This is a genomic window from Helicobacter cetorum MIT 99-5656 (assembly GCF_000259275.1).
Classification (GTDB): Bacteria; Campylobacterota; Campylobacteria; order Campylobacterales; family Helicobacteraceae; genus Helicobacter; species Helicobacter cetorum.
Map to the genome: position 1 here is coordinate 725,521 of NC_017735.1, position 15,658 is coordinate 741,178.

Annotated in this window: 10 protein-coding genes; 5 read left to right on the top strand and 5 right to left on the bottom strand. The window is 36.5% G+C overall.

Going from position 1 to position 15,658, the window contains the following annotated elements; translation table 11 throughout:
• Window positions 1-3: 3 nt before the first annotated feature.
• Window positions 4-1,887: a motility associated factor glycosyltransferase family protein gene (locus HCD_RS03510; RefSeq protein ID WP_014659214.1), complete on the bottom strand. Its 1,884-nt coding sequence runs from the start codon at window positions 1,885-1,887 to the stop codon at window positions 4-6.
• A gap of 58 nt (window positions 1,888-1,945) precedes the next feature.
• Complete coding sequence (locus HCD_RS03515) at window positions 1,946-3,490, bottom strand: flagellin B (protein WP_014659215.1); 1,545 nt, start codon at window positions 3,488-3,490, stop codon at window positions 1,946-1,948.
• 174 nt (window positions 3,491-3,664) lie between these two features.
• Between HCD_RS03515 and topA the strand changes: the two genes are divergently transcribed.
• The 4 genes from topA (at window position 3,665) to HCD_RS08760 (ending at window position 10,369) form a co-directional block, all read left to right on the top strand.
• The gene (topA, locus tag HCD_RS03520) at window positions 3,665-5,866 is read left to right on the top strand and encodes a type I DNA topoisomerase (RefSeq protein WP_014659216.1); all 2,202 of its coding nucleotides are present in this window, start codon (window positions 3,665-3,667) and stop codon (window positions 5,864-5,866) included.
• Complete coding sequence (locus tag HCD_RS03525) at window positions 5,866-6,792, top strand: radical SAM protein (protein ID WP_014659217.1); 927 nt, start codon at window positions 5,866-5,868, stop codon at window positions 6,790-6,792. Before topA ends, HCD_RS03525 begins: the two co-directional genes overlap by 1 nt.
• 123 nt (window positions 6,793-6,915) lie before the next feature.
• Window positions 6,916-8,499, top strand: coding sequence for an outer membrane protein (locus tag HCD_RS03530; protein WP_014659218.1), 1,584 nt, complete (start codon window positions 6,916-6,918; stop codon window positions 8,497-8,499).
• 301 nt (window positions 8,500-8,800) lie between these two features.
• Window positions 8,801-10,369: an outer membrane protein gene (locus HCD_RS08760; RefSeq protein ID WP_014659219.1), complete on the top strand. Its 1,569-nt coding sequence runs from the start codon at window positions 8,801-8,803 to the stop codon at window positions 10,367-10,369.
• 80 nt (window positions 10,370-10,449) lie between these two features.
• Here HCD_RS08760 and HCD_RS09330 read toward each other — a convergent pair whose 3' ends face one another.
• The 3 genes from HCD_RS09330 to HCD_RS03545 form a co-directional block, all read right to left on the bottom strand.
• Window positions 10,450-10,623 (bottom strand): hypothetical protein, encoded by a 174-nt coding sequence (locus tag HCD_RS09330; protein ID WP_158308554.1) that lies wholly within the window; start codon window positions 10,621-10,623, stop codon window positions 10,450-10,452.
• A gap of 127 nt (window positions 10,624-10,750) precedes the next feature.
• Entirely contained in the window at window positions 10,751-11,851 is a 1,101-nt protein-coding gene (locus HCD_RS03540) for an epoxyqueuosine reductase QueH (protein WP_014659220.1), read from the bottom strand.
• Window positions 11,851-13,881: a methyl-accepting chemotaxis protein gene (locus HCD_RS03545; protein WP_014659221.1), complete on the bottom strand. Its 2,031-nt coding sequence runs from the start codon at window positions 13,879-13,881 to the stop codon at window positions 11,851-11,853. Before HCD_RS03545 ends, HCD_RS03540 begins: the two co-directional genes overlap by 1 nt.
• 279 nt (window positions 13,882-14,160) lie before the next feature.
• Here HCD_RS03545 and thrC point away from each other — a divergent pair, with 279 nt between their 5' ends.
• Window positions 14,161-15,615 carry a threonine synthase gene (gene thrC, locus HCD_RS03550; protein WP_014659222.1) on the top strand — a complete coding sequence of 485 codons (1,455 nt, stop codon included), beginning with the start codon at window positions 14,161-14,163 and terminating at the stop codon, window positions 15,613-15,615.
• The last annotated feature ends 43 nt before the right edge of the window (window positions 15,616-15,658 follow it).

Consider the following 15,658-nt stretch of genomic DNA (forward strand, 5'->3'; position numbering starts at 1 on the left):
CTTTTACCACTCTTTTAACGCCATTTTAATGGCTTCTATCACACAATCAATTCCGCCTGCCAAACTAAAAAGCCAATATTTATGAGCATAAATATATTCTAATTGCTTAGCCCTTAATTCATCTTCGTTATTCGTTTTTTTACACACAATTTCTGCGATATGCAATTCTTGATGAAAGATATAGGATTGTATCGCATCCATAAAATACGAATTAAATTGTCTGTCATCAAAAAGCTCTTTGATATTATCAATTTCAACGCTTAAATTTTCTAATTCTTTAAAATCTAGTTCTTCTAATTTGTTCTCATTATTAAGCTTTTCTACTTTTTCTAAAAACTCTGCTACCTTTAAAAATACTTCTTCAATTTTTTTCTTTTGCTCGTTGGCATATTCAATGATTTCTTCGCATTTTTCCCTAGCTATTTTTAAATTTTTAGCTTGCTCTCTTTTGGTAGGATAGCTAAGATTTATAGGGGGCTTTGGCTTAGATTTATCTATTTTTTCACACACTTCTTTAAAGGGCATTTCTTTAGTGCCTTTAATTCTAGCCCCCCCTTCAGTCGCATTAATGACTTCTAGTTTATAGGGCGTGTTAAAAATATCTTTTTCAAAAAATTCTAAGAAAAGTTTCCACACTAAAGTGGTCTCTACTTGCCCATTACCCCCATATTTTTCTATAAAAATCTTGTCTTTATCGCTTTTGGGTTTAATCTCATTATCGCCATAAATGGCTCCATTTGCATGGCTATTGCCACTTTCTGAAAAGCTCAAATCTTGCCCGATAAACACGCATTTTTTAAAGCGTGAATGCACCACTAATTCATACGCCATATTTGCCGCACTCATGCCTATACCTACATAACCATATTGATGCAAGTTAAAAAGATTTGTATATCCAAAGGGACGAAAACTAAATTGTTTGACACCCTTTTTAATAGCATTACTCAGGCGTTTATGCACAATGGAAGTAAGGGCAAAAACAACGCCTTCTTGAAAATCTAGGGGCGTTTCTTCGTAGAATTTTGCCGTTAAATCCACTCTTTCTAAAGACACCACAATATCAGGCTTAATGCCAGCTTTGGCTAGAATAGGAAAAGATGCGTCTATACAAAAGAGCGTTGCATAAGGGGCGATTTCTTTTAAAAGGGGGAGTTGCTTGTTAAGGCTTGGCCCAGTTGAGACAATAATGGCCGTGTCTCTATTTTTTAAAGCATTGACAAAATCTACTAAACTAGGGCTTTTAATCACTTCAGGCAGATTAGTAGCATGCTGTTTGATACCTATTAGAGCGTCTTTAGCGTCATTGCCTACACTAATGGCACTATGCTCTAAAGCATGCGTAAAATGAGCGTTAATTTCTAAAATCTCTTTGGAATAACGCTCATAGTAGGCATTAAAAAGGCGTAAATCATACATTCTTGCATATAAACGAGACTTTTTATCCATATCAAATAAGGACGCTACCATGTTGTAATTGCAAAAACTACTATGTAAGAGTATAAGGCGATTTTCTAAAATCTCAGTTGAAAAATCTAAGAGATTTAAGACAATGAAAATAATCTCCATTTCAGGTTCAATGACAACCAAGCGTTTTAAATTTTCATTACCTAAAAGCAAGCGATAAAACACGCCATTACCCAAACCAAAATAATATAAATAAGCATAGAGCATGTAAGGCTCAAAATTTTTATATTGCTCTAAGCACTCTTCTAAAGGGTTTCCTAGAAATAAGGGTATGTTATGTTCTTTGTCTATGAGATTGAAATTCGCACTATCATTTCCTAAAAACACTTCGTATTTTTTGTTTTCCTTGATAGCGTTAAGTTGTTGGTATAAAAGGGGGTCTCTTCTTAAGAGAGCTTGTAAGTTTTTTTGATAAATATTCATTGACTAACTAACTTGATAAACATAGTAGGGCTAACGCCCCTTTTAATTAAAGGTAGTGTTATTGTAAAAGTCTTAAGACATTTTGTTGCACCGCATTAGCTTGTGCCATAGCAAAGCTTCCGCTTTGTGCCAAAATATTGTATTTAGAAAAGCTTGCACTCTCTTCAGCAAAGTCTACATCTCTAATTTGAGATTCAGCCGCTTTAACATTGACTTGAGTTACAGAAATGTTATTGATAGTTGTTACTAATTCCATTTGCACTGAACCCATATCGGAGCGGATTTTATCTAATTGAATGCGAGCAGAATCCGCCATATCCATAACAATCATCGCACCCTTAAGACTTGTTACCCCAGCGCCTATGCCTTGAGAATTAGTCTCAGCCTGTGCACCATTAGCGTTCGCACCAGCCGCTGAAGCAATATTGGCATCAAAAATGCCCCTAACCGCCCTTAAATTCACGGTGTATTCTGCTACCCCTTGAGCTGAATGCAAGCCTACATGGCTAAAATTCACACCGCTAATGATAATATCTCTCGCATCGGTTCTTGTGAGAGTTAAACGCCCAATAACTGCATGCTCAAACCCAGAAATCCCTGCAAAATTCCCCCCACCAAAAACTTGTCCACTCGCACTTGCAGCATGCACAGAAATCGCACGCCCATCAATAGAGCGTAAATTGATACGCCCTTCAATATCTAAGCTCGCTTCAACGCCGGTTCTGTCTTTGACTGAGTTAATGGCATTAGTCAAACGCCCATCAGCATCATTTTTATGCACATCATTAACCGTTCCAATTTCTACACCATTGATAGTTAGCTCTCTCACGGTTCCTGATTGCACTGGTGTGCCACCAGTTGCCATAACATTATAAGAAGCTCTAACCCCTAGAGTGTTAGAAAAGCGATTGATAATCTCACTCAAAGCTCCAATACCTGTGCCAGCACTAGTAGAAATGCGAACGGTTTCAATCTTATAATCATTCACACCATTGACTTGTTTGAAATTCAAGCCCACTTCAGTGAGATTTTGTGCCGCTGCACTAGCCAACATGCCTTCGCCATCAAAAGAAGAAGTTTCAATACGCACATGCCCAATTTTATCAGAACTGGTTGAGCCGATACTAGCTTTAATCGTGGTGTTAGAATACGCACCGATTTGAAACTCTTTGTTAGAGAAGCTTCCTGAAAGCATTTGTTGCCCATTAAAGCTTGTGGTGTTAGCGATATTGTCTAATTCTTCTAATAATCTTTGAATATCGCTTTGCAACGCCTTTCTACTTTCTAAAGTTTGTCCGTCCTGAGCGGCTTGAACCGCTTTTGTCTTAATGGTGTCTAAGATTTTGATTTGCTCATCCATCGCTTTATCAGCGGTTTGAACCATACCAATAGCGTCATTAGCGTTACGAATTGCTTGACCCAAATTCGCACTTTGACTTCTTAGGCTATCTGCAATCGCCATGCCAGAAGCATCATCAGCGGCTTTATTGATTCTAAGCCCTGAGCTTAACTTTTCAAGCGAACTTGAAAGGTCTCTATTATTTTGAACCCCTACCGCATGAGAAGTTAAAGCGGCGATATTGGTATTAATCCTAAAACTCATGTTTTTGCATCCTTTGCTATAGATATTTGCTGTTTAGTTAAGCAAAGGGTGTTCCAACTTTGAAAATTCTAGGGCTTAGATTAAATGTTTCGTTTTAGTAAAAATTCTATGTTAAAATCATTCGTTATTATTATTTTAGGTATACAAATTATTTATTTTAATTAAAGGCGTCTAATGAAGCACCTTATTATTGTAGAATCCCCTGCAAAAGCCAAAACCATAAAGAATTTTTTAGACAAAAATTATGAAGTCATCGCTTCTAAAGGGCATGTGAGAGATTTATCCAAATTCGCTTTAGGAATCAAAATTGATGAAAAAGGTTTCACTCCTAATTACATCGTGGATAAAGACCATAAAGAGCTTGTCAAACACATTATAGAGCTTTCTAAAAAAGCAACAGCCACTTACATCGCCACCGATGAAGATAGAGAAGGCGAAGCCATAGGCTATCACATAGCTTGCTTAATTGGGGGCGAATTAGAGAGCTATCCTAGAATTGTCTTTCATGAGATTACTAAAAATGCGATTTTAAACGCCCTAGAAAACCCACGCCAAATTGATATGGATAAGGTCAATGCCCAACAAGCCAGACGCTTTTTAGACAGAATCGTAGGCTTTAAACTCAGCTCATTGATTGCATCAAAAATTAGCAAGGGTTTGAGTGCTGGAAGAGTCCAAAGTGCGGCCTTAAAGCTTGTGATTGACAGAGAGAGAGAAATTAATGCCTTTAAACCTTTAACCTATTTCACGCTAGACGCTTTGTTTGAGTCTAATTTAGAAGCTCAACTAATTAGCTATAAGGGCAATAAGCTTAAAGCCCAAGAGCTTATAGACAAAGAGCAAGCGCTTGCTATAAAAAGCGAATTAGAAAAAGAAAATTACATCATTTCTAGCATTGTTAAAAAACCTAAAAAATCTTCTACCCCACCCCCTTTTATGACTTCCACCTTACAACAAAGTGCCTCAAGTCTTTTAGGCTTTTCGCCTACAAGAACGATGAGTATCGCTCAAAGATTGTATGAGGGGGTAGCAACCCCACAAGGCATTATGGGTGTTATCACTTATATGAGAACGGATAGCCTAAATATCGCCAAAGAGGCGATAGAAGAGGCTAGAGCCAAAATTCTAAAAGACTATGGCAATAACTACTTGCCCCCCAAAGCCAAAGTCTATACGAGCAAGAGTAAAAGCGCTCAAGAGGCACACGAGGCCATTAGACCCACTTCAATTTCTTTAGAACCAAACGCCTTAAAAGACTATCTCAAACCTGAAGAATTGAAACTCTACACGCTCATTTACAAGCGCTTTTTAGCCTCTCAAATGCAAGATGCCGAATTTGAAAGTCAAAGCGTGATTTTAGCTTGCGAAAAAGGCGAATTTAAAGCTAGTGGCAGGAAGCTCCTTTTTGATGGCTATTATAAAATCTTAGGCAATGATGATAAGGACAAATTGCTCCCTAATTTAAAAGAAAATGACCCCATTAAATTAGAAAAATTAGACAATAACACGCATGTTACAGAACCCCCCGCTCGCTATTCAGAGGCAAGTTTAATCAAAGTCTTAGAAAGCTTAGGCATAGGCAGACCTAGCACTTATGCGCCTACTATTTCGCTTTTACAAAATAGAGATTACATCAAAGTAGAAAAAAAGCAAATCAGTGCTTTAGAGAGTGCGTTTAAAGTGATAGAAATTTTAGAAAAGCATTTTGAAGAAATCGTGGATTCAAAATTCAGCGCCTCTTTAGAAGATGAGCTGGATAATATCGCTCAAAATAAAGCCAATTACCAACAAGTTTTAAAAGATTTTTACTATCCCTTTATGGATAAAATTGAAGCCGGAAAAAAGAACATCATCTCGCAAAAAGTCAGCGAAAAAACCGGCGAATTTTGCCCTAAATGCGGAGCAGAATTAGTCAAAAAGAGTAGCCGCTATGGAGAGTTTGTCGCTTGTAGTGCTTATCCTAAATGCAAATACATCAAGCAAGAAGAAAATACAAGTGATGAAACCCCTAATCAAACATGCGAAAAATGTGGGGGGGAAATGGTGCAAAAATTTGGCAGAAACGGAGCGTTTTTAGCTTGTAACAACTACCCTGAATGCAAAAACACCAAATCTTTAAAAAATGCCCCTAGTAGCCAAGAGATTTTAGAAGGCGTGAAATGCCCAGAATGCGGGGGTGATATTGCTTTAAAGCGTAGCAGAAAAGGCTCATTCTATGGGTGCAATAATTACCCTAAATGCAACTTTTTATCCAACCATAAGCCCATAAACAAGCGTTGTGAGAAATGCCATTATTTAATGAGTGAAAGAGTCTATCGCAAGAAAAACGCCCAAGAATGTATCAAATGTAAAGAGCGAGTGTTTTTGGAAGAATAATGACTAAAGAAACCTTACCCATAGTCTTTGGACCTGTGCTATCTAGGCGCTTTGGAAAGTCTCTAGGCATAGATTTATCGCCCTTTAAAAAGCAATGCAATTTTAATTGTATCTATTGTGAACTAGGCAAGGCTAAAACTATGGAGAGCATGCAAAAAGTGCTAGAGCTTGAAACCTTAATCAATGCCGCTAAAAACGCTCTAAAAAAACTCAGCACCCCCATTGATGTTTTAACCATCACCGCTAATGGCGAACCGACTTTATACCCCCATTTGCTAGAGTTTATCCAAAATATCAAGCCTTTTTTAAAGGGCATAAAAACGCTTATTTTAAGTAATGGCTCGTTATTTTATAACCCTAAAGTGCAACAAGCCTTGAAGGAATTTGACATCGTAAAATTTTCTTTAGATGCGATAGATTTAAAGGCGTTTAAAAGAGTGGATAAACCCCATAATCACGATATTAATCTTATTTTACAAGGCATTTTTGATTTTTCTAAAAATTATCAAGGGCAACTTGTAGCGGAAGTCTTGCTGATTAAAGGCGTGAATGATAGCTTGCATAATCTCAAGCTCATCGCTGAGTTTTTAAGAAAAATTAATGTTGCTAGAGTGGATTTAAGCACCATAGACAGACCATCAAGCTTTAATGCACCCAAATTAAGTGAAGATGAATTATTAGAATGCTCTCTAGTTTTTGAAGGGCTTTGTGTGAGCTTGCCTAAACGCACTACAAGTTATTATGAAAAACCCCTAACCTACAAAGAGCAAGACTTGCTTGCTTTTATCAAACGCCGACCCTTAAGCACAGAAGAAGCCCCTTTATTATTAGATAATCAAACTCTCCAAGCCCTTCAAAGCTTGTTAGAGAGCGAACAAATCGCTCTCAAAAAAGTCGGCTCTCTAGAATTTTATTGTTTGATTTAGGGTTTTTGTAACCAAATATTACTCTAAAGAAAACCAAAAGCTTTTTTATTTGATGATTTTTGCCTACAATAAAATTTCTTATTTAAAATTTTAAATCCAATAAAATTAAAAAAGGAAATAAATATGAAAAAACATTATTTTTCTCTTGCACTCACTCTCTTACTAGGGCTTCATTTGAACGCTGAAGAAAATGGCTGGTATTCTAGCTTAGGGTATCAAATCGGAGAATCTAACCAGCAAATGAGCGTTAATCAAAAGGTCTTAGAAAGCCAACAACAACTCAAAAAGGTTTTAACTCAAGCTCAAAATTTAGCGAATGAAATGTCAGCTCCAAGCCCTACAACCCCCATAGTCAGTCAGGAGCAAATAAAGTTGCAAGGGAATATAAGCACCGAAGATGCCAACCGCAATATTTGGGGGAATAACCCCACTCAAGTAGCAGCTAGTAGCGTGCTACAGGCAGCGAATAATATCGCAACGACCTTCAAACAAGATAGTCAAGGCACTAACCCATGGACAAAGCCTTCTAATACACACAACACGCTCTGTGATGTGGGGCAATCTAGCTGTAATGTGTTAGATGATTTACAAGGCATTATTAATGGGGCAAGTGCGGAAAGAATATTGCCCCTTAAAACTGACTTACCCAAAGACAAAAGTAGCCCCCATTGGAACAATAGTGGTTCTAGCCCCTCTAGTGTGTATATTGATTATAGCATTACCAATATTGTTAATGCCGCACAAAGCTCCATACAAGCCATTACGCTCACCAGAGAAAATGAAAGCTTAGCAGACAAGCTTCCAACCGATATAACTAATAGCAATGTAAGTTCTGTTTATGACACACTCAACACTCTCATTTCTAACAATTCCAAAATCCACAACGCCAACATGAATGTGGGTAACGAGCTTAACTACATCGCTCAAAATGTGGATTACTTTGGCTTAGGGGGGTTTACAACTCAAGAAATTCAAAGTGGTGGTTCTGATGCAAGGCTTGCTTCTTTGTGGTATCTACTCAATGGCAAACAGCCAGATTACAAGCAAGGTGTAGCTAATTATACGCCTTATGCTCAAGGGGGCTTTATCAAAGAGCAAAACGCCCTAGCAAGTGCCTATCAAAATATCAATAAAAGCTCTCTTGCACTCTATAACGCCACCAAAAGTGCCGAAACAACTACAAATAGTGGGGTGCTAAATGGGGTGGGCTTTAGTATCGGCTACAAGCACTTCTTTGGAAAAAAGAAAGCTTGGGGGTTAAGGGTTTTGGGCTTTGTAGATTACAATCACACTTATATTAAGGCAGATAATGACTACTTCAGCACTACAGCGAGTTTATTAACTTATGGCGGGGGAATAGACATTTTATATAACTTCATCAATGATAAAGAACTCAAAAATAAGAATAAGCTTTCTGTAGGGACTATGCTTGGTGTGGCATTTGGGCATTCTACTTGGCTTTCAACCTTACACGACAAACTTTCTAGCTATGGTAGTATCAACGCTACCAATTACCAACTTTTATGGAATTTTGGCATGCGTATCAATCTCGCCCATTATAAAAACCATCAATACAGAAATGCTAATGGTTTTGAATTGGGGATTAAAATCCCTAGCTTTAGCACCAATTACTACAACAACAATGGGACTAAGCTTAGCTACGGAAGGATTTTTAGCTTCTATTTCAACTATGTGCATGCGTTTTAAAAAAGCTCATTCAAAAAAGGAAAAATTTTCAAAAATCCAATGATTTCATGCTTTCTTTTATTTTTTAAGGGCGTTTTAACCCATTTTGGTTATTTTTTCTTTTAAAGCCCCTACAAAGCATCAATTCAACGCTACACAAACTCTTTTTAAATTAAAATTGTTATTTTTTTCAAGCCCTTTCTTTGTAGCCTATAGTTACCCCCCCCCCCCTATTTTTAACCCATCTTTAATCATATGGTATTGTTTCGCACTCTTTTGACTATAATGGCATTTATTATTTGTATCTGTAAAGTGAGTTGTAATGAAAAAATTGTCTCTCTGTTTATTAGTAGCTCTTGGCTTAAAGGCTGAAGAAAACGGCGTTTATTTTAGTTTGGGTTATTTAGTGGGTGAAGTTAAGCAACAAATCAGTGTGGGCGAAAAAGCCCTAGAAGCCAAACAGCAACTTAGAAATGCCCTATCCCAAGCGATAGATTTGTCTCAAAAAATGGTTGCACCAAGCCCACGCAAAACAAACGGATGGTCACGCCAGCCTCCTGGTCATAGTGCAAATATTTGGGGAAATAACCCTACGCAAGTGGCGGCTAGTAGCGTGCTGCAAGCAGCAAACGATATAGCTTCTCTCAAACATGGGTCATCTTGGAGTGGCTATAGCACTAAAGCCACTAATTTGTGTGATATAGGTTCAAATACCTGTGATGTGCTAAATGAATTGAAGCAAATTATTGCCCAAACTTCAAGTCAAATGACTTTGACAGATAATTTACAAGGTGATGTAGTAAAAAGAGAAAACAAAAACCATCAAACAACAACTTCATGGCAAAATCAAAACAATACAGAACCCACTTACGCAGGGATTAAAACCGGGATACAAAAAGTAGCAGAGAGTGCAAAAAATGCCATTGAAGCCATTACGCTTACTAGAGATAACGCTAAGCTTGCTAAAGACATTTTATCTAACCCCCAAGATGAAAATATCAGCACGCTTTATGACTCCCTTAGTCAAGTCGTTCATAATAACCAAGCCATCAATAACGCTAATACTGCGATAGGGAATGCATTAGATTACATCAACAAAAACCTTTATTATGGTGGCTTAGGGGATTTTGCCTGCAGTGCTTTAAGCCCCACTTATACTAAACCAACAAATTACTATAGCGATGCAAGACTATCTTTTTTGAGTTGCTTGTTAAAAGGCACAACTCCAAACACACATAACTACCCTTACGCTCAAGGGGGCTTTGTCAAAGAGCAAAATGCCCTAGCAAGTGCGTTCAAAGGCATCAATAAAAGGGCATTAGTTTTTTATGATGTAAGAAAAAGTCCTGGCACTACCACCACAAGCGGGGCGTTAAATGGGGCGGGGCTTAGTTTAGGATACAAGCATTTCTTTGGCAAAAGAAAAGCTATAGGGTTTAGATATTCTCTCTTTGTGGATTATAACTATGGCTCCATCGCTAGCAATACGACTGATTTTAATAGTGTCGTGAGTTTTTTAACCTATGGCTTTGATATGGACTTGCTCCTTAATTTTATTAACGATGAGCAACTAAGAAGCAAGAAAAAGCTCTCTATGGGGTTTATTGTAGGTGTGGGCGTAGGGGCTACCACCTTTGCTTCATCTTTGAAAGACAAGCTCACTGCTTTTGGTAAGCTCAAAGACCCTACGATATTTCAATTGCTAGGGAATTTTGGCGTGCGTTTGAATATCGCTCGCTATAAGGACAAGAAGTATAAGGGGGCTAATAGCTTTGAACTAGGGGCTAAAGTGCCAGCATTCAATGTCAATTACTACAGCAATAATGACGGAAACAAATTGAGCTATAAAAGAGTAATGAGCTTTTATATCAACTATGCGTATGCGTTTTGATTTAAAGCCATTAAAAATTAAAGCACGCCTTAGAACCCTAGAAACGAAAATACCTGTGAAAATTAAGAGGCATTTTGAGTTTAAATGCCTTGATTTAGTGCTACATCTATTAAAAGGCGTTTAAAAAACTCAAACAATAAAAGGGTTAACGCCTTTTTAATTTCAAACCATTTATTGAAAATGCAAAAATACCTTAAATAAAAAGCACAAAATCCAGCGGTGGTGTTTGTTTTTTTAGAATTTTTCAAATTCATTGTTAAAAATGTGAGATTATAGAAGTTTAAGAATAAAATCTAAAAAAAGCAAAATTTAAAATATTTTGACTAAGTTTGTAGGGATGGGTTAAGCTTTAAAACATTCAGACAATTTTTAGCTTGAAGTTTAAAGCAAGTAAAACACCTTTTCTTCTTGAAAAACGCTTTTAACTTCTACAAAAAGCGTTTTTTCTAAGCGTTCTTCTAACACGATAATAGGGTTAATACTCTCAGCCCCACTCACTAAAGCTCTTACAAACAACTCTTCTTCATAACTCAAGGGATTATGATTTAGCTCTTGTAAATTAGCGTAGTTTTTCATAATAAGCGTGTTTAAGCTTTCTAAAGTCAAAAACAAAGTTTCATCTCTTTGGCTATAGCCTAGTGCCACTTTCAGGCGGTGTGAGAATATCCATTTCAAATCATTAATTTTAACTTTTGATTTACTCTTAGAGCGAGCTAGTATATAGCACTTCAAGGGATTTGAGTTTTTAGAAAGCCACACACCCCCACTTAGTAGGCGATAAGCTAAAATGGTTTTTTGAGCTAAAGAAAGCTTATTATTCTTAGCCTTTTCTAATTCTTTGAAAGTTTGCGTCCTTTCTTCAATGCTTGCGGGTAAAACTTGGCGTTTTAAGGGCGAATAAAGCTCAAAGGGGCTTCTATTTTGAGATTCCTTTTGAATTTTTAGGGCGAATTGACACCCACAATAATTTTGTCTGTAAAGCTCATTCTCTCTCGCTAGGGCTTGCAAATTCAAATTTAATGTGCTTTGAAAATTTTCAAAATTATCGTTTTTAAACACAATAAACTCTAGGCCATGCTTTTTGGCAATATTTTGCCCCTTAGCGATGAGCTGATTAGGGTCTTTTTTAGGGCTTGTGAGTAAGGTTGTTGTGAATTGTTGTTGCCCCAACTCTTTGGCTTTTAAGGCTGTTGCTTCTAGGCGTAAATCAAAGCATTCAAAACACCGCTCGCTTTTCTCACCTAAAAGCTCCATACCCTTTGCTTTATCTAAAAATTTTTCTAATTCATAATCGCCCTCAATTAATTCAATCTCTAGCATTTCACAAGTGCGTTTCACATCAGCTAAGCGCAACAAATATTCGCTGTAAGGGTGGATATTAGGGTTATAAAAAAACCCCAATATCTTTTCATTAAGAAAAGCCTCCTTAGCTTTCTTTAAAAAATACAGATTATCTACGGAACAACAAATATGAATGAGCATTAGAACTGCTTTTTATTCACATCTTCTAAAATATCATTAGAAACTTTATCAATTTCATTACTAATAGCTAAAGAATCCGTAGCGATTTGTAAATTGCCTTCAGTAACTTGTCTTAGAGCTTCAATAGAAGTGTTGATTTCTTCCACCCCTTTGACTTGAGTTTTAATGCTTTCAGAAGTGTCTGAAATGCTTTGAACTAAGATGTTGATATTGGCTTCAATTTCGCTCAAGGATTTTTGAGTTCTTTCAGCAAGCTTTCGCACTTCATCAGCTACCACCGCAAAGCCCCTACCATGCTCGCCCGCTCGTGCGGCTTCAATAGCGGCATTGAGTGCAAGCAAATTGGTTTGGTCAGCAATGTCTCGTATCACTTCCACAATGCTCTTAATGTCTTGTCCTTGCTCAATCATGGCTTCACTTTGAGCGCTCACGCTTTGAATGGAAGTTGTAATATTCTCTACTACATGTGAAGTTTCCATTAAGCTCGCATGTTGAGAGTTTGAAGCCTTCTCTAAATTCTCTACACATTCTTTTAGATTTGTGCTGTTTGTGGCTAAATCTTTCGCAAAATTAGATGAAGTTTCTAACATTTTTTGGATTTCTAATCCTAAGGTATTGGTTACTAATTCCACTCTTCCGCTTGCATTTTGTATCTTACCCCTAAAATCTAAGCTTGAATAACTTTCAAAGACTTTAAAGATACTTGGCATATGAGAACCCACGCTTTCTTGGAGATAATCCATAATACCATTTAATGCATCTCTTAGCTCTTTTAAATCAGGGCTTGCAGGATTAGCATTAATCCTTGCATTGAAATCTCCGCCCTTAACCACTTCTACGACCTTAATGGTGTCTTGGACAGCTTGTCTGTCTTCTTGCATAGTTTTTTGAGTTTGTAAAATATTTTTATTAATCACGCCTTGCATACGCCCTAACTCATCATTAAACTTAGGCTCAACTAACCTAATATCACTAACTTGAGCTTGATTGTTTAATAATTTAAAGAAATTAGACAAGGTTCTAGAAACCACTTCCAAACGACTACTTACAATCACACGCATTAAGAAAGTAATCGCCACAATCAAAGCCAGAACCATAATAATGCTAGCAACAATCACTACAAAACGCACGGAACTAATCTGTGAATAAACCTTGTCTTTTTCCATTGTAAGAGCAATCGCCCAATTAAGACTATCTCTAGCGTTTCCAGCCTTTTCAAGCATGTTAAAGGCTTCAACAGCTAAATAATTATCCTTATGGCTAAAGGGGTCAAAATATTCCAATAATCCCCTAGAGCCACTTTCTTGAATAGAAATCACTTCTTGGGTTGCCCTAGGGGCATTTTTGTAAATTTCTGTAATGGATTTGTCTTGCAAACTCTTATTTGCACTTAATAACACTTTACCTTTAACACCGATTAAGAATAAATCGCTTCTAGTTTTAGCAATTTCGTTACTAAAGCTATCAATAGAAACAAAAATCATTAAAACCCCTATGGCTTTTTGAGTACTCTCGCTTAATAGGGGCAAAAGAATATTAACCCCATAAACTTCCCTACCATTAGGCATTTTCTTATAGTAAGGCAAGCTTCGTGTGAGCTCTTTGGTTTGCATCGCTTTTTGCACTAAAGAGTTATTTCCTAATTCATGATTTTCAATAACCTTAATCATATCCGCATCTTGCAAAAGCATCACGCTTAAATCTTCTCTGTCTTTAAAAAACATGCTAATTCCAGCCACATGGGCATTAGCCAAAATAAAATTTTTTAATAGTTTGATTTTAGTTTCTTTTTTAGTATCATCAGTAAGCATGTTTCTTACAATTCCCATGCCAGTAAAGACAGTTCTAACGACCCCTTGAACTTCCTTGACTTTAATATGTAAGCTATCTTGCATAGCGTGCAAGGCATTTTCTTTTAAAATCTCTTTAACCTTACTATTTAAAGAGACCCCTAGAATGCTAACGCATACAACGACAATTAACGCAACGCATAATATGATTTTATTACCGATATTTAAATCTTTAAACAAAACATGACCTTGTTATAGTGAAATATCCCTCTGTCAAGCTCCATAAAAAAATCCATATATATATATATATATATATATATATATATATGGATTTCATCATAAGTATTCAATCTGACAAAAAAGACTTGGGATAAATTATAATCTTGCAAAATAAATCAAAAGTTAAACAGCTAGATTAATAATTTTTATTAAAAGATAATTTTAATTTAAGTTTAAATTCGCCCTTTTAGGATATGCTACTATTTTAATAACTCAATGTTAGATATAAGGAAAAAATTAATGCCCTTTGTTCCTACTCGCTCTAATAAAGTTCAAGAAGTAAGCTTTATAGATGCTCTTTTGAATCCTAACGCCCCTAAAGGTGGGCTATACACCTTAGAAAAATTTCAAAAATTAGATTGGCAAACTTGTTTGAATGCAAGCTACAATGAGCTTGTAGAGCATGTCTTTAAACAATTGAATTTGGAACTTCCTAAAGAATTTTTACACAACGCCCTGAAACGCTATGAAAATTTTACTGACCCTAAAAACCCAGCTCCCATATTTGCCCTAGATGAAAGACTGTTTGTCCAAGAGCTATACCATGGCAATAGCCTTGCCTTTAAAGATATGGCATTACAACCTTTTGGAAGTCTGCTCTCTCAACTAGCACAAGAAGAAAATCAGAATTTTTTAGTGCTGGTTTCAACTAGTGGGGATACAGGTCCAGCGGCTTTAGAGAGTTTAGCAAATTTGCCTAATGTTTTTGTGGTGTGTTTATACCCAAAAGATGGCACAAGCCTAGTTCAAAAACTCCAAATGGTAACTCAAAATGCACCTAATTTAAAAGTGTTTGGTATAGATGGTGATTTTGATGATGCACAAAGCGTGCTGAAAAACCTTTTGAAAGACCAAGATTTTAACGCTATTTTGAACGCCAAAAAATTAAAATTAAGTGTAGCTAATTCAGTGAATTTTGGGCGTATCGCTTTTCAAATTGTCTATCACATTTGGGGCTATTTAGAATTGTATAAAAAGGGGGCGTTAAGCTCTAAAGAAAGCATTACTTTAGCCATACCTAGCGGAAACTTTGGAAATGCTTTAGGGGCATTTTATGCTAAAAAAATGGGCTTACCTATTTCTAAAATCAAAGTCGTAACGAACGCTAATGATGTTTTAAGAGAGTTTATAGAAACAGGGCGTTATGATTTGCAAACACGCTCTTTAGCTAAAACTTACTCTCCAGCTATGGATATTTTAAAAAGCTCTAATGTAGAGCGATTGCTTTTTGCTCTTTTTGGATATGAACGCACTAATGAGTGCATGCAAGCTTTAGAAGAAGAAAAATCTTATGCATTAAAACCTAAAGAATTAGCCCTTTTGCAAGAGCATTTTTCTTGTGCAACTTGTTTGGATAGCGATTGTTTAAAAACGATTCAAGAAGTTTATGCAGAGCACCAATACCTTATTGACCCACATACCGCCACCGCTTTACATGCGAGCTTAAATACAAACGAAAAAACCCTTATTTCTTCTACCGCTTCTTATGAGAAATTTCCTAGCACCACTCTTTTAGCCCTAAGCGAGCAAAAGAAAAATGATAAAGTTGCTTTAGAGACGCTAAAAAATTGCTATGATAGTCCAAATAGCAAACGCCTTGATGATTTATTTGAAAAAGAAATTAGGCATGAAGAAATTTTAAAACTTAACGACATTAAACCTTCTATACTCTTGTGGCTAGAAAACATTCACTAAATCTTTTTTAGCCCCAACTTGATTAAGGGCTAAATTTTAAGTC